This window comes from Blautia segnis (assembly GCF_014287535.1).
In the GTDB taxonomy this organism is placed as follows: domain Bacteria; phylum Bacillota; class Clostridia; order Lachnospirales; family Lachnospiraceae; genus Blautia_A; species Blautia_A acetigignens.
In genome coordinates this window covers 122,027-145,657 of sequence record NZ_JACOOT010000003.1, presented here as the reverse complement: position 1 = coordinate 145,657, position 23,631 = coordinate 122,027, and the positions used below count along the sequence as shown (strand labels likewise).

General features: G+C 45.6%; 19 protein-coding genes and 1 pseudogene. 4 read left to right on the top strand and 16 right to left on the bottom strand.

The window, feature by feature from the left end; translation table 11 throughout:
* Window positions 1-239: 239 nt before the first annotated feature.
* The 14 genes from H8S54_RS01420 to H8S54_RS01355 form a co-directional block, all read right to left on the bottom strand.
* Window positions 240-1,352, bottom strand: a complete 1,113-nt coding sequence (locus tag H8S54_RS01420) for a substrate-binding domain-containing protein (protein ID WP_186900730.1) — start codon at window positions 1,350-1,352, stop codon at window positions 240-242.
* Between the two features lie 134 nt (window positions 1,353-1,486).
* Entirely contained in the window at window positions 1,487-2,464 is a 978-nt protein-coding gene (locus H8S54_RS01415) for an ABC transporter permease (protein WP_117850709.1), read from the bottom strand.
* Window positions 2,465-2,474: 10 nt separating this feature from the next.
* Window positions 2,475-3,986: a sugar ABC transporter ATP-binding protein gene (locus H8S54_RS01410; protein ID WP_117850711.1), complete on the bottom strand. Its 1,512-nt coding sequence runs from the start codon at window positions 3,984-3,986 to the stop codon at window positions 2,475-2,477.
* A 20-nt stretch (window positions 3,987-4,006) separates the two neighbouring features.
* A complete protein-coding gene (locus tag H8S54_RS01405) occupies window positions 4,007-4,984 on the bottom strand; it encodes an ABC transporter permease (protein WP_021926673.1) in 978 nt (325 codons plus the stop codon).
* Between the two features lie 218 nt (window positions 4,985-5,202).
* On the bottom strand, window positions 5,203-6,195 hold the full coding sequence (locus H8S54_RS01400) for a substrate-binding domain-containing protein (protein ID WP_186900729.1): 993 nt from the start codon (window positions 6,193-6,195) through the stop codon (window positions 5,203-5,205).
* Complete coding sequence (locus tag H8S54_RS01395; protein WP_021926671.1) at window positions 6,182-7,993, bottom strand: sensor histidine kinase; 1,812 nt, start codon at window positions 7,991-7,993, stop codon at window positions 6,182-6,184. Before H8S54_RS01395 ends, H8S54_RS01400 begins: the two co-directional genes overlap by 14 nt.
* A gap of 14 nt (window positions 7,994-8,007) precedes the next feature.
* The gene (locus H8S54_RS01390; RefSeq protein ID WP_186900728.1) at window positions 8,008-9,027 is read right to left on the bottom strand and encodes an FAD:protein FMN transferase; all 1,020 of its coding nucleotides are present in this window, start codon (window positions 9,025-9,027) and stop codon (window positions 8,008-8,010) included.
* Window positions 9,024-10,646, bottom strand: coding sequence for a response regulator (locus H8S54_RS01385; RefSeq protein WP_021926669.1), 1,623 nt, complete (start codon window positions 10,644-10,646; stop codon window positions 9,024-9,026). The genes H8S54_RS01390 and H8S54_RS01385 overlap by 4 nt, the downstream gene beginning before the upstream one ends.
* A 365-nt stretch (window positions 10,647-11,011) precedes the next feature.
* Complete coding sequence (locus H8S54_RS01380) at window positions 11,012-12,022, bottom strand: aldo/keto reductase (protein ID WP_186900727.1); 1,011 nt, start codon at window positions 12,020-12,022, stop codon at window positions 11,012-11,014.
* 44 nt (window positions 12,023-12,066) lie between these two features.
* The gene (gene pfkB / locus H8S54_RS01375; protein WP_021926667.1) at window positions 12,067-12,996 is read right to left on the bottom strand and encodes a 1-phosphofructokinase; all 930 of its coding nucleotides are present in this window, start codon (window positions 12,994-12,996) and stop codon (window positions 12,067-12,069) included.
* Window positions 12,997-13,000: 4 nt separating this feature from the next.
* Window positions 13,001-14,050 carry a galactitol-1-phosphate 5-dehydrogenase gene (locus tag H8S54_RS01370; protein ID WP_117850720.1) on the bottom strand — a complete coding sequence of 350 codons (1,050 nt, stop codon included), beginning with the start codon at window positions 14,048-14,050 and terminating at the stop codon, window positions 13,001-13,003.
* 14 nt (window positions 14,051-14,064) lie between these two features.
* The gene (gene xylB, locus H8S54_RS01365; RefSeq protein WP_186900726.1) at window positions 14,065-15,579 is read right to left on the bottom strand and encodes a xylulokinase; all 1,515 of its coding nucleotides are present in this window, start codon (window positions 15,577-15,579) and stop codon (window positions 14,065-14,067) included.
* The gene (locus tag H8S54_RS01360; RefSeq protein ID WP_186900725.1) at window positions 15,576-16,583 is read right to left on the bottom strand and encodes a LacI family DNA-binding transcriptional regulator; all 1,008 of its coding nucleotides are present in this window, start codon (window positions 16,581-16,583) and stop codon (window positions 15,576-15,578) included. The genes xylB and H8S54_RS01360 overlap by 4 nt, the downstream gene beginning before the upstream one ends.
* A gap of 11 nt (window positions 16,584-16,594) precedes the next feature.
* Entirely contained in the window at window positions 16,595-17,443 is an 849-nt protein-coding gene (locus H8S54_RS01355; RefSeq protein WP_021926663.1) for a class II fructose-bisphosphate aldolase, read from the bottom strand.
* 253 nt (window positions 17,444-17,696) lie between these two features.
* Between H8S54_RS01355 and H8S54_RS01350 the strand changes: the two genes are divergently transcribed.
* A complete protein-coding gene (locus H8S54_RS01350) occupies window positions 17,697-18,140 on the top strand; it encodes an RbsD/FucU family protein (RefSeq protein WP_021926662.1) in 444 nt (147 codons plus the stop codon).
* Window positions 18,141-18,252: 112 nt separating this feature from the next.
* Here H8S54_RS01350 and H8S54_RS01345 read toward each other — a convergent pair whose 3' ends face one another.
* Window positions 18,253-19,455, bottom strand: a complete 1,203-nt coding sequence (locus tag H8S54_RS01345; RefSeq protein WP_186900724.1) for a hypothetical protein — start codon at window positions 19,453-19,455, stop codon at window positions 18,253-18,255.
* Between the two features lie 236 nt (window positions 19,456-19,691).
* Between H8S54_RS01345 and H8S54_RS19245 the strand changes: the two genes are divergently transcribed.
* Both H8S54_RS19245 and H8S54_RS01340 read left to right on the top strand, forming a co-directional pair.
* Window positions 19,692-19,874 carry a hypothetical protein gene (locus H8S54_RS19245; protein WP_408610250.1) on the top strand — a complete coding sequence of 61 codons (183 nt, stop codon included), beginning with the start codon at window positions 19,692-19,694 and terminating at the stop codon, window positions 19,872-19,874.
* 72 nt (window positions 19,875-19,946) lie between these two features.
* Window positions 19,947-20,192: pseudogene (locus tag H8S54_RS01340) on the top strand (transposase); the annotation flags it as partial.
* 229 nt (window positions 20,193-20,421) lie between these two features.
* Here the strand turns inward: H8S54_RS01340 and H8S54_RS01335 are convergent.
* Window positions 20,422-22,218 carry an L-fucose isomerase gene (locus H8S54_RS01335; RefSeq protein ID WP_117850728.1) on the bottom strand — a complete coding sequence of 599 codons (1,797 nt, stop codon included), beginning with the start codon at window positions 22,216-22,218 and terminating at the stop codon, window positions 20,422-20,424.
* Window positions 22,219-22,462: 244 nt separating this feature from the next.
* Here H8S54_RS01335 and H8S54_RS01330 point away from each other — a divergent pair, with 244 nt between their 5' ends.
* Window positions 22,463-23,311, top strand: a complete 849-nt coding sequence (locus tag H8S54_RS01330) for an AraC family transcriptional regulator (protein ID WP_021924664.1) — start codon at window positions 22,463-22,465, stop codon at window positions 23,309-23,311.
* The last annotated feature ends 320 nt before the right edge of the window (window positions 23,312-23,631 follow it).

The window sequence follows — 23,631 nt, the reverse complement described above, 5'->3', positions numbered from 1 at the left end:
TCATAAATGCAGTCTCATTCATATTTGATGATACCATAGTACTATATTCTTTATTAATATATAAGACCCTTGTTTGTCCAAAAAAGTGTCCTTATTTGCAAATGCTCTCAGTTTTTGCAGATAAAGCCACATATTTTTTCTTTAGCAGAAAACCCCCAGGGCATTGCCCCGGGGGTCTGTTTTATTCACAGTTCAAATGCCTGCAAACACTAGACGTTTCTTCGTCTCTTTATTTCTGATTAGTCATAAAGGTTTGGAGCGATGTCTTCTGCGTCGATGTTTGTAGCATCATACCAGTAACCAGCTGTAGGAACATCCTCAAGCTCCTGTCCGTTAGCTGCTGCTGTCAGAGCGTAGATTGCATAGTATCCCATCATCAGAGGAGACTGTGTAACTGCACCAAGGAATGTGCCATCTGTTACAGCTGCTTTAATGATAGAACCAGCGTCAAAACCAACACCGATAACGTCGCCGTTAGCTGCGTCAGAACCAAGAACGTTCAGGTTAGCGTTAGCTGCAAGAACACCCTCTGCGGAAACCTGGTTGGAACCGAAGATAGCGATGCAGTTTTCCTGAGAAAGGATAGCCTGAGCCTCTGTGGAGCAAAGCTCTACAGTTGTCTGTGCCGGAACTGCAACCTGGATAACAACGTCTGCATCAGCTTCTGTAGCGTCAGCACCTGTTGCTGCGTTTACATAGAACTCATTACCTTTAACTGCTACTGTTTTTCCATCAGCTTTAACAAGCTCGATCATCTTATCGATGAATCCTGTACCACGCTGCTGGATATTCTGAGCTGTAGCATCCTGGTTAACCTCACCGATGATAACCTGTCCCTCAGCATTTGCGATAACGTCTTTGATTGCCGGATACATATTCTCAGCAGCTACAGCACCAGCCTGTGCGTTGTCTGTGCAAACTTCGCAAACTACAGAGCCTTCTGGAGCATCTGTGATACCTGTATCAAATGTAACAACCGGGATTCCCTTATCAACACATGTCTGAAGAGCTTCCTGTACAGAAGAGGTATCGCAAGCTGCAAGTCCTAAACCAACTGGGTTAGCTGCGATTGCTGTGTTAATCATGTTAACCTGGTCAGCGATATCGGACTCACTGTTCGGTCCCTGTGCGGTATAAGTTACGCCTAATTCTTCAGCAGCTTTGTCCATACCTTTCATAGCTGCTTCCCAGTATGTAGACTGGAAGGATTTAACCATCATTGGGAACTCATAAGCTTCGTTAGCTGTAAGACCATCAAACTGATCTTCCGGAGCTGCCATAACAGTTGTTGCTGCTAAACCAGATACCATTGCTGCACAGAGTACTAATGCCATAACTTTTTTTGCTTTCATTTCTACTTCCTCCTTGAAATAAATTATATAGTTTTTTATGATGATACGCCATTACACCTCTTTGACGCTTCACATCCATTATAAATGTTTCACTCAGACCAGCTGCCTTGCAGCTGGTCTCACATATTCAATTGTTATTTTGCGCTTTTCTTTTCTTTCAGAATATCGATCAGTACTGCAACGATCAGTACAAGACCTGTGATGATCTGCTGCCAGTTCGCCTGAAGACCAACATATGGAAGACCGGTCTTAAGCAGCATGATAACGAAAATACCAACTAAAGTTCCTACTACAGATCCGTAACCACCGGAAGCTGCAACACCACCAACGAATACACCGCCGATTGCATCCATCTCAAGTCCGGCACCTGTACCAGGCTGTACAGTAGGAGTTACTGCTGCATATGCGATAGCTGCAAGTCCTGTAAACAGACCGCATACAACATATACCATTACATGATAGAACTTAACATTGATTCCGGAAAGAGCTGCTGCTTCTTTGTTGGAACCGATTGCGATGGTGTAACGTCCGAATTTAGTATGGTTCAGAACGAACTCCATCAGGATTACCAGAAGAATCATCCACAGGAAACCGATTGGATAACGGGAAGCACTTCTTCCCTGACCAATTGTCAGCTTAAAGATAGAGTGGAACCATCCGCCTGGCTGATTCAGTGTAGGCCATGGTGTAGCACTGCAAAGAGAACCGGCACCACGGGTAATCATACAGGTACAAAGAGTAGCAAGGAATGGCGGCAGATTCATAATACCAATGAGAACACCATTCAATGTACCGATTAAAATTCCGAGTACAATACAAATCAGCATTGCTGCTAATACAGGAACATTGTTGTTTCTTATAAGAGTTCCGCCGATCAGCGCGTAGCATACCATACCAGTTCCGATTGACAGGTCTACACCACCGGTAATAAGCGGGAATGTAACACCGATTGCCATCAAAAGATCATAGTATGAGAAATCTAACATACTAAGGATTGTGGTATACTGTCTGAATTCCTTACTCATGAAGGAAAATACAGCAGACAGCGCAATGATAACCAGCAAAACAACAAATCTTTGATCACTTAAAATACTTTTTTTCTTCTTAGTCATGACGCCCTCCTTATTCGATATTCCGTGTAGCCTTATCCATGATGCGCTCCTGGGTTGCTTCGGAAATATCAATATTTCCTGTTACTTTACCTTCGCACATGATGATGATACGGTCACTCATTCGGAGAATCTCTGTCATTTCAGAAGAAATCATAATAATGGATTTTCCTTCTGCTGCAAGTTTACTCATTAATTTGTAAATCTCGTTCTTGGCGCCAACGTCAATACCTCTGGTTGGCTCATCGAAGATCAGGATTTCACTGTCACGGGTAAGCCATTTTGCAATAACTACCTTCTGCTGATTACCACCGGAAAGATTTACAACCAGCTGATCTGTGGTAGGTGTTTTTGTTGCAAGCTCTTTGACATACTTCTCTGTGACTTTTTTCTCTTTGGACTTATTGATGAATAAACCATTGCAGAACTCTTCCATTGTAGCCAGAGTAGTATTCTCTGTTACAGATTTCTGAACAACAACACCATATCTTCTTCTGTCCTCAGACAGATAACCAATACCATATTTAACTGCATCCTGTGGGCTGTTGATGGTAACCTCGCGAAGCTGTCCTGATTTATCCATAATGGAAATCGTACCGCTCTGCTTCGGATCAGCACCAAACAGTGCTCTTGCGGTCTCAGTACGTCCAGCACCCATAAGACCGGAGAAGCCAAGGATTTCACCTTTATGAAGCTCGAAGCTTACATCCTGAACCATCTTACCTGCGTTCAGATGCTCAACCTTAAGAACTACAGGTGCATCAGGAGCAACCATGCTGTGTTCCTTCGGATCTTCATAAATAACACGGCCAACCATCATATTGATGATATCTTCTTTTGAACTCTCAGCTGTGATCAGAGTTCCTACATAACCACCGTCTCGCATGACAGTTACACGGTCTGTAATAACCTTAATCTCATCCATACGATGTGAGATATATACGATACCAAGTCCCTTCTTACGAAGATCCTTGATGATCTCAAATAAATCTGCAATCTCTTTCTCAGTAAGAGCTGCGGAAGGCTCATCAAAGATGATAACCTCTGCTTTGTGGGAAATCGCTTTTGCGATCTCGCACATCTGCTGCTTACCAACGGTAAGGTTGCTCATTTTCTCTCTTGGATCAATTTCAATATTCAAATCCTGGAACAGCTTCTTGGAATCCTCGATCATCTTCTTGTCATCTACACGGATACCTTTTTTCGGCTCACGTCCGATAAAAATATTCTGTGCAACTGTCAGATCTCCGATCATATTCAATTCCTGATGTACGATTACAACTCCGGCATCCTGAGCTTCACGGGTATTGTGAAATTCTGTTTCTTTGCCTTTATATGTAATTGTTCCGGAATCCTTCTGATAAATACCGGTAAGCACCTTCATCAGTGTAGACTTTCCGGCTCCGTTCTCTCCCATAAGTGCATGTACTTCACCGCGTTTCACCTCGAAATTAACATGATCCAGGGCATGAACTCCAGGAAAGGACTTATCAATATCCTTCATAGTTAAAATAACTTCACCCATTGTCGAATCCTCCCTTATGATCAGTTCTTTCTGCGTCTTGCAGAAACGTCAGCGTAAACTGCTACAATAACAATGATACCAGTGATGATCATCTGCTGTCCTTTACCAAGACCAAATGCCATGATTCCCTGCTGAAGAAGAGAGATGATGAACACACCAATTACAGTACCGCCGATGGAAGCAAGTCCACCAACCATGGATGTACCACCCATTACACAGCCTGCAATTGCCTCGTTGTTATACTGATCGCCATATCCTGGCTGAACGGTTGTATAAGTTGCTACGAAGAACAGTGCTCCGATTCCTACCAGAAATCCGCAGATCATATAAGCAAGCATTCTCCATTTTCTGGTGTTAACACCGGAAAGACGAACTGCCTCACTGTTGGATCCAAGGCAAAGGATATAACGGCCAGGCTTTGTATTATAAAGAACCAATCCGCAAATCACAGCCATTGCAAGGAAAATCACAAGACCAACCGGGAATCCGTTATAAGAAGTAATATTACGGAACCATCCGTTCACCGGATCAGAACTCTGTGGCCAGCTGACTGACTGAGTTTTGGTAAATACAGAAGCAATACCTTTTGCAATGTTCATAGATGCCATGGAAACGATAAATGGCGGAACTGACATATAAGATACCAGCCAGCCATTGAAGGTACCAAATGCAAGACCGATAAGTATACAAAGTACCATAGCAGCCGCACAGGGAACTCCATAAGATGTCATGCAGTAACCGGAAACCAGTGCACAGCAGAACATAACCGGTCCAATGGAGAAATCGATTCCTCCTGTCGCAATTACAAATGTTACTCCAAGTGATAAGAAGCCCAGGAAGTATACATAGTTCAAGGTGGACTTGATACTGTCGCCAACCGGGAATTTACTTCCGAGTACTGCCTTGAAAACTACGAACATGAGAACCAGAATACATACAAGCAGGATTCTGTTCAGGCCGAGCTTTTTCACAATTGGATTTTGTTTTAACTTTTCCAACTTTTCACCCTCCTTAAGTTTTTGCTGCCGTCCACTTTTTCATAAGCTTTACGAACCTTATCTGTGAGCAGCAACGTTTTCGCACTCTCTGCGTTTTCTATATAATAACGTGAATCCTGCACAATTGTAATAGAATATTTTACAGAAAAAGGTTAAATATTTACGGTATGGCCATAAATATTTAACCTTTTACGGAAAATATGAACAGTTATACTATTTTAATCTGCCCCTAATACATTGAAAGGAAAAATCAACTTTTCGATTTCACTGGAATACATATTTTCCGGTGTTACCAGCTGGCAGCCGGAATTTACATTCTCATCATATGGTTTTCCTTTAAGCATGCGCACAGTCTCCATTACGCCCAGATATCCCATTTTAAAAGCTTTCTGGACCACAATTCCCTTGAAAACACCTTTTTCCATAAGCTGAACTGCTTCCTGGGAGCTGTCCACACCCACCACCTGAATTCCCCCCTCTTTTCCGCACTTTTGCACCGCTCTTGCCGCGCCGACAGCAGAGTACTCATTCATGCCGGCAACCATCTCCAGATCCGGATACTTTTCTATGAGAGCCTCTGTAAGCTGAGATGCCTTATCAAACAGAGAATTGCAGTATACCACTTCCACCACATTCTTATTGTAATCTCCAAGCCCTTCCCGAAATCCCTGTTCTCTTTCTACAGCAGTAGATACGCCCTTTACATGACTGACAATGGCAATCCTGGAATTCTCATTCAGAAGAGTCCTTGCATATTCTCCAAGAAGCTTTCCGGCTTCCAGATTATCTGTAGCAACTGTCATATCCTGAATATTGCTTTCTGTGTAGGAATCTATAAATGTGATCTTAATTCCTTTTTCCTTTGCTTCCTGCAAAAGCTCATCGGATGCATCAAAACTGGACGGAGAAAATAAAATAGCATCTGGATTCTCTTCAATGGCCTCTGCCAGAAACTCATTCTGGCGCTCCACATCCTGCTCCCGCTCCGGTGCCAGAATGGTAAGGGAGGCTCCGCATTCCTGAGCCGCCATCCTTGTGCCGGAAATTAAGGAGGTCCAGAAGTCATTGGTTCCGTCTTCAGTCTTGGGAATATAGATCAGGGACCATTTTTTATTGTTGTTTTTCTGCCGGACATACAGCATCGCCCCGGAAGCAAGACAGACAGTCAGTGCGATGCAAAACAGCAAAATCCATTGTTTACGCTTCTTCATCATGTTCCTCCTGCTCCATGGGAATTACCACTGTGACCGTAGTTCCTTTTCCCTTCTCACTCTTATAGCGCAGACCATAATCCTTTCCATAGTACATGGAGAGCCTTCTCTGCACATTGTACACTCCCACTCCATTGGAACGATAATTTACTTTATGCTTCTCAAAAATATGTTTTAAGGTCTCCTCATCCATTCCTACGCCGTCATCGGAAACCTCAAGCACTGCCTCCTGACCTCTCTGGTATCCGGTTACCCGAAGTATTCCCTTTGTCTCCTTGTATTTCAGGCCATGATAAATGGCATTCTCCACAATGGGCTGCAGTGTTAGCTTCACAATGTGGGTATTCATAATAGAAGGATCTACGTGAATCTCGAATTCCAGCTTATCCTTGTAGCGCATTTTCTGGATGGTCAGGTAGCTTTTTACATACTGGATTTCCTGGCCGATGAGAACAGTCTCATCCTCATTGCTGATGCTCTGGCGCAAAAGCCTTGCCAGAGAAGCCGTCATAAGCACAACATCTTCATATTTCTTTCCCTCTGCCATCCAGATAATAGAATCCAATGTGTTATACAAAAAATGAGGGTTGATCTGGGACTGAAGAGCTTTCAGCTCACTCTTTCGCTTCTGCTCCTGTTCATGTACGTTCTGTGCCATCAGGTCCTCGATCTTGTGTGTCATTACATTAAAGGATGTGGTCAGGCTGCCAATCTCATTCTTAGAAGGAATCACGACATCTGCTGCCTTAAAGTCTCCTTCCTGCACCTTCTCCATGGAATCACGAAGCTTCTGGATGGGAAGGGTAATGCTTCTGGCTACAAAGCTTGAAATCAGCATGGCAATGGCAATCAGCACAATTGCAGTCATGACGTAAATATTGTTGGCTTCCCTGCTGCTCTTTAACAGCTCTGCCATATTCATGCAGCCTACAACAGTCCAGCCTGTAATGTCAGAATGGGAAAAAGTATAAACCTTCTCATCATCCCCCTCGCCTGTGACCACGGTATCAGAATCCGCATTCATAACAATATCGATGTTCTCTGTCTGCAGCTCATTGTAAAGCTGCTGCTGGCTGGGATGATAAACAATGTTTCCGTCCTGATCCAGAATAAACACGTATCCCTTGTCACCAATGCTGTTCTGGTCACACAGCTCACTGATGGCGCTGTAATTCAAGTCAATAAATACCACACCGTCACTGTTCCCTGTGCCGTAGAAATTATGGACCTCCCGGCTTAAGGTGATCACCCACGGGCGCTGCCCCTTGATCACATGCTGCACATGGGAAGAAGTGAGATTATACTGATTGTAATTGTCCACTGCATTTGTGTACCATTCCTGTGTAGACAGATCCAGATCCGGGTTAATGGCCTGGTAGCCGCTGTTTATCAGCATAACCCCGTCTTTTTGAACGATTCCAATATTGCAGATATCTCCGCGGCCCTTCAGAATGGTGCTGAACTGTTCCAGAAGACGTTTTTTGTGGCCTTCCTTTACTGCATCGTCTTCCCCTATTTTCTGATACAAAAGCTGGTAGGCATCCTGGCTCTTGGCAATAACAGAATCGATATTGTCCATGTAAGTAATGTAAGAATCAATGTTCTGGTTCAGCTGTTTGATAATGGTCTGGGTGTAGATTGCGGAATTCTCATAAATCGCAGAATTGGTGTATCTTACGGAAACAAAAGTAGCCACGATCACGGCACAAAGAACCAGAACAGAGACTGCTGCAAATATGGTGCTCTGAATACTCTTGAATCCTATGGCGAAGTTTGTATTTCTGTTCTTTTTATTCATGGATCTCTCCCTGCTTACTCAATCGTCTCCCAGTTCTTGTCTGACTGAAAACTGTCCTGAAGCTTCTTCGAGACGTGAATCTGTTCATCTGCAGTAATCAAAATCACATCAAATTCATCCTGGTGCTGCTCCCAGAACTGAACCGCCTTATCATAGCCCATAATATAAAGGGCTGTAGAAAGTCCGTCTGCAAGCGTTCCATCCGGGGACACAATAGTCACGGATAAAAGATCGTTCTCTACCGGATATCCAGTCCTCGGATCTATAATATGGATGTAGGTCCTGCCATCTTCCTCAAAATACCGCTCATAGCCGCCGGAGGTTACAACCGCTTCATTCTGCACCTGAAGAACCCCTGCATAATCCTGCTGGCTGCCCTTGGGATCACGGATTCCCACTCTCCAGCTGCTGCCATCTGGCTTCGTCCCTATAGCCTGGATATTTCCGCCCAGGGACACCATCGCAGAAGAAACTCCATATCCCTGAAAAATTTCGGTCAGTTTTTCTCCTGTATAGCCCTTGGCAATTCCTCCAAGATCAATCTGCTGGCCTTCTCCAAGAGTTACGGTATTGCCGCTTATTTCTACCGTTCCTCCATCCACATCAGGAAGAAGGTTCTCAATCTCTTCCCCGGATGGAACATGATACTCCCCAGTAGGAAAGCCCCAAAGCTCCATGAGAGGATAAATCGTATCGTCAAAAAGGCCGTCTGTCTCCTGAAAGATTTCTTTCCCGCGCTGGATAATCTCTGCCAGATCATCTGAAACCTCAAGACTGCCCCGCTGATTCAGGGCATATACCTGGCTTTCTTCATTTTGTGCTGATAAAAGTGCATCCAGTCTCTGCACTTCCTTTGCTGCCTTTTCTACTGCCTGCTGACCGCCCCTGCCATATGCGGTAAACTCCATATAAGTGTCCATGGCAAACAGCTGTTTCTGGTATTTTTCATTTTTGCTGTAATTCTGATACAAGCCTGCCGCTGCGATCAGTGTACATACGCACACGCCAGCTATCATCACCAAACGTTTTTTCATACAGATCTTTTTTCCCTTGCATATTCTGTCGGTGTCTTGCCTGTCATTTTCTTAAAGGAAATACTGAAATAATGAGGGTCGGAAAATCCTACCATCTCTGCAATCTCATAGTTCTTCAAGGTTGTCTGCTCCAGAAGCTCCTTGGTCTTCTCCATTCGGATGCGGCTGAGAAATTCCAGGAACGTTCCGCCTGTGGCTTCCTTAAAAATAGTACTGAAATGGCTGGTACTGATGTTCAGGTAGGAACAGATATCATTCAGGCTTAATTCCTGTTCCATATAATGTGCGCGGATGTATTCCATTGCAAGCACGGCCTGCTTCTGTCCGCTGGAGCTGTTCATGGAGAAACATCTCTCAAATACTTCATGCACATAATTCTCTGCCAGTAAAAAAGCCTCATCAAAGGTCTTCTGTTCGGTCACCTTGCCCATCAACAGCTCTCTTTTGTGAAACAGGTCTTCACCGCCAGAGGTCACAGACTCCCAGCAGCTTCCCGCATGACGCAGGATCATCTGAAGGCACACACATGCCTGGCTTTTGTCTGCTCTTGCATTTTTAATTTTTTCTTTCATGTCAGACAGGGCATGGTTTACTGCCTGAAGATTCCCATTTCGGATTCCATTTGTCATTTCATTTAATGACTGCTGTAGGGAAAGGCTTCTTTCCTCTTTTTGTTCTTCTGTGTCAATCAGAAGATTACCGCCTAACAGGTAACGGAGTCCAATTGCATTCTCTGCCTGCTCGTGGGAATGGATCAGCTCTTCTGGATTTTTAACCCAGCCTCCAATTCCGGCAGAAACCTCGATTCCAATTACTTCTTTTACTTTATTCTGAATTTCTTCACAGATTTCATGGGTTTCCTGGGAAAATCCCCTGCAATGATCTCCCATAAAGAGAATGCACACCCGGTTATTGCCTTCCTGATATGCAATTCCAGCTCCTCTTCCGGTTACGATTTCATCTGCCACATTAAACAGAACAAATGCCATCAGGGCACTTTCCTGCCGTTTCTCCATATCAATCTCATGAATCTCAGAAAACAGATCCATATCAAATACAGCTACCCGGTAGGAGGAGCTGTCCATGTAAATCCCCATCTTTGCCAGTTCATCCAGGCTTTTCTGAACATCTCTGGTACAGCCAACCAGTGCCTCAATGGCTTTGGAGCGGATCACGAGGGCATTCTTATGGTAGTCCTGAGAGGTTTTGGTCAGAGATTCTAATTTCTCCTTCTCTTTGCGTTGCTGGTCAACCTTCTCCTTCATTTTACCGATGACTTCCCGAAGCTCCATGGCGGTAACCGGCTTGAGCATATATTCACTTACATTATACTGGATTGCCTTCTTGGCATACTCAAATTCCCCGAAACCGCTGAAGATCACAATCACAATTTCCGGATAATTATCGTGGAGAAAATGACTTAATTCCATGCCATCCATATATGGCATGAGAATATCGGTAAGGACAATATCCACCGGATGAGTCTTCACAAAATCAGCGGCCTGCTTCCCGTTCTCGCAGTCCCCCACCAGTTCGCAATCCATGGATTTCCAATCAATATTCTCCTTAATCGCATCTCGTACCAGGATTTCATCATCAACAAGTAAAATTCGATACATAGTTTTTGCTTTCCCTTTCTGTCTGTTATTCGTATGTATCTGATCGGCTCCCCCCGGTGCCGGTCTGTACCATATTTCCTCAAAACATTTACCAAATATCATATTATCACATGCCATATCATTATGCAAACCAAACAACTAAGAGTATGTGAAATTCACAGAAAACCCGAGAATTAAGTTTGCGTAGCAAGCGCTGCTTCTTGCGCATTACACAAGAAGATTTGTCTTTCCTGGCATCGAGAAACGTGCTATTGGGCAGCAAAAGCTGCAAAGTTGTCCCTTGCTTCAAGGACTTTGCAGCTTTTGTATGAAATCTTATTGTTTTCCTAGAGCGTGTTTGAAAAAGGCTTTCTGCAAGATGTGCGTTATTTCACAATAACGCCGTCCTCATCCCACAGGTCGTGCCAGTCTTTGGCGCCTTCCCACAGGAATACATGACCCTTGATCAGACGGTTGTTCTTATCTAAGGAACGGATTGTCTCCATCTCCGCATCTGTCAGCGGATCTTCTGTTACGCACTTCAGGTTCATAGTGTAGTTCTTCTCCTTCAAAGAGAACGGAATCGGAGAAACGCCTCTCTGTACTGCCCATTTGATGCAGATTACTGCCGGATGAACGCCATGTGCCTCAGCAATTGCCTTCAGTTCTGGCAGCTCAATATCTGCAATATCCTCTGGCATCTTGTCACGCTCCGGACGCTCTGGGGAACCGATTGGACAGAATCCAACTACTTCAATGCCCTGTTTCTGGCAGTACTCAAACAGCTCTGGCTGCTGGAAGCATGGATGAAGCTCCATCTCAATTGCGGCTGGCTTAATTCTGCAAAGAGGAAGAACTGCCTCAAGCTTCGGAATGGTCATATTAGACATACCAATGTGCTTGGTCAGGCCCATGTCTACCAGACGCTCCATCTGACGCCAGGTCTTCATGAAACGCTCTACTGTAAATGGCTTGGAATCAGGGTTTCTGGAATCCACATCGCAGTGAGGTGCATGATAGTTCGGGAATGGCCAGTGAACATAGTACATATCCAGATAATCCAGCTTCAGGTCCTTCAGTGTCTTAGCGCAGGCAATCAGTACATCTCCATCACCATGCATGTCATTCCATACCTTGGATGCGATGAACAGATCTTCTCTTTTTACAACACCTTCTGCAAACGCGTCAGCAAAAACCTGTCCGATCATATCCTCGTTGCCATAGCAGGCAGCGCAGTCAAAGGAACGGTAACCTACACGGATTGCGCCAGCCACTGCTGCGGAAACAGCATCTGCATCTGCATGGTCACTTCCAAATGTTCCCATTCCTACTGCTGGCAACTTCGCGCCAGTATAAAGTGTTCTCTGCGGAACAATTGCCGGATCGATCATTGTCATCTTTTTATCCTCCTTAACATTTCGCACATTTTTTATATTTATTATTACAGTCTGGTAATCTCAATCTGAGGCAGCAGCTTCTCCATATCTTCCATTACGAAAAATCCGGTCTCTTCTCTCATGGCTGCTGCCGCGGAGATTGCGCTTGCAAGACGCAGAGTCTCCTCTAACGGGAGTCCCTTGGACAAACCAAGGGCAAAGCCTGCGATCATGGAATCGCCGCATCCTACTGTATTCACTGCATCTATTTTCGGAACACGGGCACGGAAAATTCCATCATCTCCCACTGCAAGGGATCCGTCTGCACCAAGGGAAACAGCCACGATCTTCACGCCTCTCTCGTGGATTGCCCTGGCAGCTTCGATAATCTCGGAAATATCATCACAGCGTTTGCCTGTAAGCATACGGATTTCATCAATATTTGGCTTAATCATGGTAGGAATAGCCTCAATTCCCATCTCAAGAAGCTTGCCGCTGGTGTCCAGGATCACTGGAATTCCAGCATCCTTCACAATTTTTACAAGGCGCTGATATGCAGTTCCGTCCAGTCCCTTGGGAACACTTCCCGACATGGCTACTACCTTGGCTTCCTGAACCAGCTGGCGAAACTTCGCCTCAAAACCAGCGAAATCCTCCTCTGTCAAAGTGAATCCAGGTTCCAGGAATTCGGTCTGTACCTGATTCACTTCATCCCAGATATTGATGCAGGATCTGCTCTCAGCATCCACATGGTAAAAAGCACTCCTGATTCCAAAAGGCTTCAGTGCATCCTCAATATAGGCACCAGCGTGGCCCCCCGCAAATCCGGTAGCCACTACCTCTGCTCCATAGATGGAAGCTGGCTTGGACACATTCAGTCCCTTGCCGCCCGGTACATAGGTGCACTCTTTCACACGATTTACCTCGCCGGTGCGAAAGCCCTCTACTACATAGCGCTTATCAATTGCAGCATTTAATGTTACTGTCAGTATCATATGCTCAGTCCTCGTTCATCAGAAGAATCTTGCCTTTTACAAGACCTGGTGTCTTATAAAGCTGGAAGGCTTCCTGCGCCTGGCTCATAGGCATCTTGCGATAGATAAATCCCGGGTCAAATTTCAACTGTCCGGTTGCAAAATAGTGTGCGGTAAGATCCCACTCCTTGCCCGGGAATGGAGAACTGTAGGACATCCAGGAACCGGTCAGCTTGAATTCCTTACGGTTCATGTTCTCCCACTGCTTCGGTGTAAAGGTAAGGTCAGCATGAGGAGTACCGATAAAGCATACATGAGCCTTATTGGCAGCCAGTTCAAATGCCATATGCATGGTAGGAACCTGTCCTGCTGTCTCAAATACGTAACCATAGCCCTTACCGCCAGTAATTGCCATAGCCTCTTCCATATAGTTCTCTTTGGTGGTATCGATTACAGCGTCTGCACCCATACGTTTCGCAAGGTCAAGACGCTCCTGGCTGATATCAAACACTACAACCTTCTTGGAACCGAAAATCTTCGCCCACTGCATAGTGAAGATTCCGATGGTGCCGCATCCTAAAATTGCCACACACTGTCCGCCCTGATAATCATTCTGAAGAAGTCCGTGAAGGGCAACAGTAGAAGGCTCAAACATAGCTCCCTGCTCATAGGAAATAGATGGATCAAATGGAATGGCATTCTGCTCTGGAATTACTACATAATCCGCATTGCTTCCCTGCTGTCTGGAGCCGATAAAGCTGTAATGCTTGCACAGGGAGAAGTTTCCGTTCTGGCAGTCATCACATTTCATACAAGGAAGAAGAGGTGCACCGGATACACGGTCGCCTACTTTTACTTTGGTAACGCCCTCTCCAACCTCTACAACGTCTCCTGAGAATTCATGTCCCAGAACGATAGGATAGAAATGAACGCCGTGATTCAGTACACGCGGCACATCGGATCCGCAGATACCGGAAGCTTTTACTTTAATTTTGACCCAGCCTGGCTTTGCCTGTGGCTCTTCCACTTCCTGATACTGAACATCCTCATTTGCAACTACAGCTGCTGCTTTCATCTTAAAATACCTCCTTACTGCCGCACCATCATATGTTTCAGAGAGTCATAAAGTTCTCTGTATGTACGGTATGCCTTGTCATAAACTTCTTTCCTGGAAGGATCCGGCTGGTGACGTCTTGTCTCCTTGACCGTCAGGGAAACCGCTTCCTCATAATCTTTATAAAATCCAACACCTACTCCTGCAAGAATCGCAGCCCCTAAAGTAGACGCGGTGTCAGAAGCAGGCACTACTACATCCTTGCCTGTTATATCTGCCTTAATCTGGGTCCAGAGAAGGGAATTGGCAGATCCGCCCATTGCACGGAGCACCTTCACTTGAGCCCCAGCCTTCTCTGCCACTTCCAGATTGTGACGAAGGGAAAATGCAACGCCCTCCATACAGGCCCTTACCATATGTCCCTTGGTCTTGGAAAAATCAAGGCCATAGAAAACACCCTTGGCATATGGGTTCCAGATTGGGGAACGCTCTCCGGACATATAAGGAAGGAATACCACACCTTCACTTCCGGCTGGTACTTCCTGTGCAATCTGGTTGAGCTGGTCAAGGGAAGACTTGCCTGTCTCTTCCTTGCGGCTTCTCTCAAAATCTGCGAACTCCCGCTCGAACCAGCGCATAACCCCGCCGCCTCCGGTGGTGCCTCCCTGAAGGAGCCACTTTCCCGGCACTACATGAAATCCCAGGATCAGGCTTGGGTCTGCCTTGTAGGTATCCGTGCAGATACTCATGCCGCCTGCCTGTCCGCCCTGCTCCTGTGTCTCACCAGGATGGATCACGCCAGCTCCAAGTGTACCGCACGCTGCATCAAGACCGCCGGCTACTATCGGAGTGCCTGCTGCAAGTCCGCACTGGGCTGCTGCCTTCTCATTTACCGTTCCTACTACCTGATCGCAGGGAACGATTTCCGGAAGAAATTCCATTGGAATTCCCAGCTTCTCACACATCTGCGCATCCCATGTACCAGTGCGCATATCAAAACAATGCAGTCCGTATCCCTGGGAAAGATCCTGTGTCACTGCACCGGTCAGCCTGTAGGCAATAAAGCTGTTGGACTGAAGAATCTTGTAGATTCTGCTGTATACTTCAGGCATGTTCTCCTTATACCACAGAATCTTCGCTGTAGCATAGGAAGGCTGAAGGGAATTACCAGCAACTTCAAAAATATTCTCGCTGCCAATTTCATTATTGAGTCTGTCACAAATCTCCTGTGCCCGGGTGTCCATCCAGATTGGTGTATCTGTCAGCACATTTCCATCCTTGTCAATGGCTATGGCTGACCAGCTCTGTCCGTCGATTCCCACTCCTGCAATCTGCTCCGGGGAAATTTCTCCTTTGCTTAAGCATTCCTTTATGGCACCGCACACAGCCTGCCACCATTCCTCCGGATTCTGCTGAACCCATCCCTCCCTGGGATAATACACAGGATAGTCTCCATTTGCGTAAGCCATTACCTGTCCGTTTCTGTCAAACACAGCCACCTTACAGGCACTGGTTCCAATATCAATTCCTAATAAATAGTTCTTGCTCATCCTTGTCTCCTTATGGATTTCCCCATAAAAATATCGGTCTGAAGCTTCCGCACCACTGGCTCCTGAAGGTCTTCCTTTCCCTCAAGGCGTGCCAGCATCAGCTGGGCCGTCTCGCGGGCAATCTTCTCTGTGGGCTGGGATACAATGGTAAGTGCCGGGCGACAGGCCCGGGCAAAAGGAAGATTGTCAAAGCCCACCATGGAAATCTCCTCTGGCAGGGATACTCCCATCTCATTCAATCCGATCACAGCTCCCATAGTCATCTCGTAATTAGTGACAAAAACTGCGGTCATATCCGGATTCTCCTTCACCAGGGCTTCCACAGCCTGAACGCCGCCCTGAATGGTGTAATCCCCGTGACAGATCAGCTTCTCATCAACAGGAATGCCGTGCTTCTTCAGTGCCTTGATATATCCAAGCATACGCTGTCTGGCAGTATAGATCTCATCCGGACCGCCGATCAGCCCAATCTTATGATGCTCCTGCTCCACCAGCATGGTAACTGCCTTCTCAGCAGCCATCTCATTATCTACCAGCACACAGTCACAGGAAAGTCCCTGGATCATACGGTCAATAAGCACGATGGGCTTCCCAGTTCTCTGAAACTCTTTCAGATGGGAACCTGTCATATCCACAGGCATATTGATGATTCCGTCCACGCGCTTCCTGGTAAGAAAGTCCACAGCTTCCCTCTCCAGGTTCTTATCGGTCCTGCAGTCACAGACAATGGCTGCATATCCATGACTGCGCAGAATATCCTCCATGCCGCTGATGATCTCGGCGCAGAATACGTTATTCAGCTCCGGGATCACCACCCCCACTGTCTTCGTGGCATTAGTCTTCAGTCCGCGGGCAACCTCATTCACTTCATAGTGTAATTCTTCGATGGCTTCTTCGATTTTGATGCGGTTCTTCTCCCTTACATTACCCCCGTTAAAATAAGAGGAGATCGTTGCCAAACCAAGACCTGTCCGTCTGGCAATGTCTTTCATCGTCGCTGCCATAGGGCTGCCTCTTATTCAGCTTTGCCGTCACAGCCGCAAACCTTCATACGGGCCATTACAAGCTCTTTCACAGCTGCAATTCCAGCCTTGCCGTATGCCTTCGGGTCAAATACCTTCTCATCTTCCAGTGTCTCTCTTACTGCCTTGGAGTATGCTGCACGAAGCTCTGTAGCAAAGTTCACCTTGCAGATTCCTCTCTTGACACAATCCATTACGTCCTCATCGCTAAGTCCGGAAGCACCATGAAGAACTAACGGAATATCTACGACCTTACGGATCTCGCTTAAACGCTCCTTATCAAGGACTGGTGTTCCTACATAGAATCCGTGAGCAGTACCGATTGCAACTGCAAGAGAGGTAACACCTGTACGCTCTGCAAATTCCTTTGCTTCCTGCGGATCTGTATTGGTATCTGCTACAGCAACCAGATCGTCTTCCTTACCGCCAACCTTGCCAAGCTCTGCCTCGCATGGAATTCCCATGGATGCTGCAACATCAGCAACCTTCTTGCTCACCTCGATGTTGCCCTCATAATCCAGCTTGGAGCCATCGATCATAACAGAAGTATATCCGGCCTTGAGAGCCTTCATCGCAAGGTCAAAGCTGCTGCCGTGATCCAGATGCAGGCATACAGGAACGGAAGCCTTGGCAGCTTCTGCTGCAACGATTGCCTGATAGGTCTCCAAAGTTCCGTACTTGATGGTAGACGGGGTAGTCTGGATCATAACCGGTGCCTTCAGCTCCTCTGCAGCCTGGATGATTGCTTTCACCATCTCCATATTCTCTGCATTGAATGCACCGACTGCGTAACCTCCCTGCTGAGCCTTCAGTAACATTTCTTTAGATGTAACAAGTGGCATATTTTCCTCCTTCTGCCTGTGCCGGACAGGCTGTAAGCTTTCGTTTTTTCAGAAACCGAAACGTTTCCGTTTGAGTTCATAATAACTCTTTTGCCAGTTCCTGTCAACTGTAAATATTTCATCTTTTTCCGTAAAATTTTAACTTGAAATGTTGTTTAAATACGGGTAATTTATAGAGTAGAATACTTTCGGAACCGAAGTATGTTTCAGGCAGATTTCGGTTCTCCGAGAAAGAACGAAGGGAGATTAAATTATGTTAAAAGGAATTCCGGAAATACTTTCACCACAGCTTTTAAAGGTATTATGTGAGATGGGCCACAGCGACCGTATTGTAATCGCAGACGGCAACTTCCCTGTAGAATCCATGGGTAAGAATGCAGTTGTTGTACGCTGTGACGGACATGGCGTTCCAGAGCTTCTGGATGCGATCCTGACTGTTATCCCGCTTGATTCTTATGTAGAGAAGCCGGTAACATTAATGGAAGTTATGCCTGGTGATCCAGTTAAGACCCCGATCTGGGATACCTATAAGGAAATTGTTTCCAAGCATGACGACCGCGGTGCAGACGCTGTTGGAAATATTGAGCGCTTTGCATTCTACGAAGAAGCCAAGAAAGCATACTGCATCATCGCTACAGGTGAGAAGGCAGTTTACGCAAATGTTATGCTTCAGAAGGGTGTTGTTATCAACAATTAATTCCAGACTCTATGAAAAAATACAGCCTTGCTGCTGTTTTATAACAGCCTCCTATCAAAAAAGCTCCGCCGTTTTCATTCCGGCGGAGCTTTTATTTTGTATTCTTATTTACTTAATCATTGTCTTTTTTGTTTCTCTTAAGGAGCCAGATCACAACTACAATTCCGATAATGATTACAACGACTAGAATCCAGATCAGTGATGTCATGCCGGAAGAGGTTTTCTCCACATTCTCACTGGATGCTTCCTGTCCTGCACTGTCCGTTGGAGTGGCAGCCTCAGTTGGCTTCTCTGTAGGTGCGGATGTCTCAGTCGGCTCTGGAGTCGGGGTACTGGTCTCAGTCGGCTCCGGAGTTGGAGTGCTTGTATTAGTTGGTTCCGGAGTTGGAGTGCTTGTATTAGTTGGTTCCGGGGTCGGGGTGCTGGTATTGGTTGGTTCTGGAGTTGGGGTGTTGGTTGGCTTCGGAGTTGGGGTTGCAGTTGCCTTTGCCTTAGTGTCTGCTGCAGCTTTTCCAACAGCCTGTGCATCATCCTCAGAATTAATATCAATTCCATCTTCCGCCTGCGGCTCTGCCACGTCAGAATTGTCAGCTGCTCCAGCCTCTTCTGATCCATTGCCTGCAGCGTTCGTTTCATCCGTATCTGCAGCCACTGCTGCATCAGCTGTACCTGTCTCTTCTGCTGCCTGCGCAGTGTCAGGAATCAGTTCTACACTGCTCTGCTCAGTATTAGTAGCCTGTGCAATGTCTACCCAGCCAGATACATCGCCTGCTGTGGTTTTGCCCCAGATGCCGTCCTTGCCGGTGTCAACTTCTACGTCAATATGTAATTTCTCGCCGTTGGCAATGTTGCAGCCGCCGGATACTGTGCCATATTTCTTGCCAGGTCCCTTGTAAAGGGAAACAGAACCATCTTCCTTGGCATTTACGGTAATGTCATAATTCACATCTGTACTTCCATACAGGGCAAGCTCGGAAGCAACAGCCTCAGCAAGAGTTGCTGGCTTCAGATATTTCTCTTCAAGGAAGCCAAACATTCCGTGAAGCTGTGTATACAGCCACAGGTTTCCTGCATCGTCCTTGCTCTCTCCTTCTACATGGATAGCCGTTCCATTAGGAATCAGTTCATCGTTCAGCTTCGGACTGTCAGTACTTGTCTCAGAAAACATGTCCACTCCGCCGTCCGGTGATTCCACAATCATATAATAATCGGTTTTATAATCTACCTGCTGTGATTTCCCTGCATCTGCAAAAGCGCTTACAGACATACAGAGGGTGAGAACCACAGCCAGCAGCAATCCCAGCTTTTTCTTCATAAATGTCCCCTTTTCCCTGTTATATACTTTTTTATGCTAGTCTTTATTGTACCACATCACCAAGAAGTTGCAACCACTTTTTTCTTTATTTTTCCAGTATTCGAGCCGGATAAGAGTGGTTTTACTTCTTGAACGACAAAAGGCCCGGCGTTCGTGGTATAATCAGTTTATGCTACTTTTCTGAACTGTATAAAACTTACGGCAGGATCAGAAAAAATCAGGCAACGCCGCGTCAGATGCTGAAACTCGTTATCTATGCAGCAATGAATCGAATCTACTCAAGCCGGGATATCAGGAAGGCATGGAAACGGGCTATTACGAAAAACCAGGCCCGGTTATACACGAAACTAACTTCTTTTGTGGCTGAATGCGAAGAACTTCCCTTTTTTGAAAGATATGGAGAGTCACTTAGGATTTAAGTATTCAGAGATCGTTGCAGATGCCGGATATGAAAGTAAAAAAAACTATCTTTTCATTGCGGGGAACAGACAGAAGATCTGGAACGGATCACAAGTGAGTATGGAACGATGCTCCGTATGAACCGCAGTATTCAGGCAGAAGGTTCTTTTGCCGATGTAAAAGAAGACATGAATTTTCGGAGATACCTGTACCGAGGAAAAGCGAATGCACTGGCAGAGAGCATCCTTCTTGCAATGAGACGAAATATCAATAAGCTTCATTGCAGGATTCAAACCGGAAGAACAGGAAGTCATCTTTTTTCATTAAAGACGGCATAGATTTTGATGGTTGAAAATAAAACAGTTCGAAATAAGGCATGCCGAAAGGGATGTCTGGGAATGAACTGTGTTTATAGAGAATGGCATCGAAACCACAACCAGTTTCGATGCCATTTGGGCTTAAAGCAGGGCTGCCGCCCAGCAAAAAATATTTGCTAATGCGACAGCCCCTTTCGCGTCCTTCTTTCGAAGTCTTGGGGGGAGAAAGAAGGCGATTATAAAAAGCTAATTATTTATAAAGAGGTCCATAATTCTTGCAAGCTCTGAAGTCTGCACCTTCTTTATCCATTCCAAATGCATTCCAAGCTGCCGGACGGAAAACATCTGCTTCAGGTACGTTATGCATGCAAACCGGGATTCTCAGCATAGAGCACATTGTGATCAGATCTGCACCAATATGTCCATAGGAGATTGCACCGTGGTTAGCACCCCAGTTATTCATAACATCATAAGCAGTCTTGAATGCACCGTCTTTGCCATCGCATCTCGGTACAAACCATGTACATGGCCATGTGTAGTCAGTACGTTTCCAAAGTGTATCAGATACATCCTCAGGAAGCTCTACAGTCCATCCCTCTGCAATCTGAAGAACCGGTCCAAGTCCTTTTACAAGGTTCAGACGGATCATAGTTGCCGGCATGGTGGCTCTTGTCTCGAATCTGGAGGAGAATCCGCCGCCACGGAAGTATCCGTTGTCAGCTGCGTTCCATGTAGTAGCTTTCATGATTGCTTTCTGATCTTCCTCTGTAACGTTCCACCATTCTTTCATTACGCCGTTGCCGTTCTCATCTTTCACAACACCGGAAGCGTCAAGGCAGCATGCACCAGAGTTGATCAGGTGGATGATACCATCGTTCTCTTTGGCAACGCCCTCAAGATCATATCCTGTAACACGTTTTACTGCATTTGCACTCCAGTATGTACGAACGTCTGCAAACATCTGAGCACGTCCGGTAAGGAGTTTCATGAACAGCATTCCAAGACCGTTGAGTACATCATTCTCTGTAGCAAGGATGTATGGCTCTCTTGCTCCGTTCCAGTCGAAGGAAGTATTCAGCATAGCCTCTGCAAAGTCACCGTTCGGATAGAAGTCTGTCCACTGTCTCTGTCCCTGGAAACCAGCTGCAAGGGCATTGTGTCCGATTGCTTCCTCAGAGAATTTCGGATCAAGCTTGTCGCATCCATTCATAAGTTCCTGGATGATAACTGCCATCTTAACTACAAACTCAAACTGCTCTTCTTTCTGCTCTTCTGTCATCTGAAGTTCCGGCGGGTTCTTGTCAAAGCCGATGGTGCAGTTCTCTTTTGCCCACTTCATTGCTCTGTCGAACTCTTCGTGATCATAGATGCCCTCTGTCATACGGCGGATGATCTCAACCTCGTCAACAGACTCTACACGCATTCCAAGATAGGACTCGATGAAATCAGGATCGATAATAGATCCGCCGATACCCATTGTAACGGAACCGATCTGCAGCCAGGATTTGTTTCTCATGGTTGCAACAGCAACAGCTGCACGGCCGAATCTTAACATTTTTTCTTTTACATCTTCTGGCATTACTGTGTCATCAGCATCCAGAACCTCATGTCCGTAGATACCGAATGCAGGAAGACCCTTCTGTGCATGTGTAGCAAGAACGGATGCAAGGTAAACAGCACCTGGTCTCTCAGTTGCATTGAATCCCCATACAGCCTTGATGGTCTGTGGATCCATATCCATTGTCTCTGCGCCGTAGCACCAGCAAGGTGTAACGGTTACAGTAATATCAACGCCTTCATGTCTGAACTTATCAGCACATGCAGCAGCCTCACCAACACGTCCGATGGTGCTGTCTGCGATTACAACCTTTACAGGCTCGCCATTGGAATATTTTAAGTTTGCCTCATATAATTCCTTAACGGATTTGGCCATATTCATGGTCTGCTCTTCCAGGGATCCTCTTACGTCGAGGGCTCCTCTACGTCCGTCAATTGTCGGTCTGATACCGATTACAGGGTAGCTTCCGATTAATCTGCTCTTTGCCATAGTAGTTCATACCTCCTGTTATAAATAAAATTTGCTTTTTATAAACATTTTCTGCGTCAGGTTCTGCGCCTGGGTGCTGTCAAGGGTTCAGCAATTCTTCTGATTTTCCTTAACCTCTCATATCTTACATTATATGATTGATTCTGGAAAATTACTTGTGTTATAATGGCAAATAATAGTACAATATTCACCTTTTCTGTTGGAATGACAAAATTTCAATAAATTTGCGGAAGGAGGAATGATTTTGCAGATTATAGATCAGAATGAAGACCGTCCCAGAGGGACTTATGAGTTTCCTTTTGAGTTTCACCACATTGACCAGAGCCATCCCAGATATGTGATGTCTTACCACTGGCATGTGGAATATGAAATCATCCGCATTCTTACCGGAGAATTTACCGTCACTTTAGACGAAAAAAGTTTTAAAGCAGTGCAGGGTGATGTGATTTTTGTCCACAGCGGAATCCTGCATTCCGGAATTCCTGTCAATTGTGTCTATCAGTGCATTGTCTTTGATATGAACGTATTTTTGAAGCTGAATTCCGTATGCGCGGATTACATCCAGAAGATCGTCCACCAGGATATTCTGATTTTTCACCACTTTGACCAGCGTTATCCGGATGTTCTTTCGGCAGTAAATTCTCTTTTTCAGTCTATGGATGAAAAAAAGCCTGGATATGAGCTTTCTGTAATCGGACAATTTTACCACTTTTTCGGTATTGTTTTTGGTAATCATTACTACCTTGACAGCCAGCCCAAAGCGCGCCGGGATTACAAGAGGATCCTGCAGCTGAAGCAGGTAGTGGAATTTATTGAAAAGAACTATGCTTCTCCTCTTACCTTGGGGCAGCTGTCTGATTCCGTATCCATGTCCCCCAAATATTTCTGCCGCTTCTTTTCGGAAATGACCCATCAGACTCCTATGGACTATCTGAACCGCCAGCGCATTGAGCAGGCCTGCTACCAGCTTTCCACCACAGACGATTCCATAACGGATATTGCCTATCGCAACGGCTTTAATGATCTGAGTTATTTTATCCGTACTTTTAAGAAATACAAGGGAACCACTCCTGGAAAATATAAAAAAAGCTGATCCAGTTTGAAAAACAGGGAACAGCTTGAAGCCAAAATTGATTTTCGGAATTGTGCCGGGCGGGAATGCACCTTTACCCCCGCCCGTGAAAAAGAACTTTATTCTTTTTTCAAAAAGCACCAGATATGTAGAAGATATGATTTTTTTCGCCGCAAGAAAACGACAGAGAACTATTCCCGCATTTTCATGCGGGCTATGGTGATGCACTTTATGCATCTTCTTTTGCTGTACAGACACGAAAAATCGTATTTTCGTTATACAGGCTGGTTACAGGCTGGTTATTCCAGGACCCTTATGCTGCGCGTCTCGAGTTAAATGGA